General features: G+C 38.4%; 2 protein-coding genes. Both read left to right on the plus strand.

The genetic code is table 11. From position 1 onward, the window contains the following. Window positions 1-97: 97 nt before the first annotated feature. Window positions 98-283, plus strand: a complete 186-nt coding sequence (locus ACTQ3K_RS12625; protein ID WP_441568237.1) for a DpnD/PcfM family protein — start codon at window positions 98-100, stop codon at window positions 281-283. Then, a complete protein-coding gene (locus tag ACTQ3K_RS12630) occupies window positions 280-699 on the plus strand; it encodes a hypothetical protein (protein ID WP_441568236.1) in 420 nt (139 codons plus the stop codon). Before ACTQ3K_RS12625 ends, ACTQ3K_RS12630 begins: the two co-directional genes overlap by 4 nt. Window positions 700-757 lie beyond the last annotated feature (58 nt).

Consider the following 757-nt stretch of genomic DNA (forward strand, 5'->3'; position numbering starts at 1 on the left):
TTGAGTTTTCTTACATGACATGATGAGTTCCTCCTCTTGTTATTATACATTTTATTTGTATCAAGGGAATATCTCATTTTTGTTTTGTACTAATTAGATGCTAACATCAGTACAGAAAGTAAAGGCAGAGTCGCTTGACGATGCCATCAATAAGGCAATGGATATGTATTATGCAGAGCAGATAGTCCTTGGAGCAGAGGACATGAAGGGAGTTGATTTTGCACCTATCAGCGAAAGTCAGCTCCCTTCTTCATTAAAAGAAAACGGAGGAAGAGCAAGATGAAAAGTGATTCAACAACAGTAATTAAGAACATGGAGTTTTTAGTAAAGGAACTTCATAAGGAGTGGGACAGATCGGGTGCTTCTAAGGCATCCGTTATTATTTCCCTTGAGGAAGTAGATGGTATCAATGATAAGTTAAAAGAGATTATCTATCAGACACAGAAGTCAGTCGATGAGGATGAGCTGACCTTTAAACAGAGCATTGCAAAGTCCAAGGAGTGCTATGTGCTTCTTCGTGTGGTGCGTAAGATTGCAAAGGAAAAGGATAAATGCGAAAAACAGGCAATCGACAATGAATTTGCAATCGAGCTGGATAAGGATGAGTTAAAGCTCTTTAAGGGATTGTTTGCAGAGATGTTTAAGTTGGTCCTATGTCAAGATTTAGTACAAATTAAAATGAGAAGTTCTGCCTGCTAAGCAGCAGACAGTAACATACCCCTCTCATACAGCTTTTCATATTCGTCAGGTGATACAT

It is taken from the genome of Candidatus Paralachnospira sp. LCP21S3_A2, from assembly GCF_052118925.1.
GTDB lineage: Bacteria > Bacillota > Clostridia > Lachnospirales > Lachnospiraceae > Lientehia.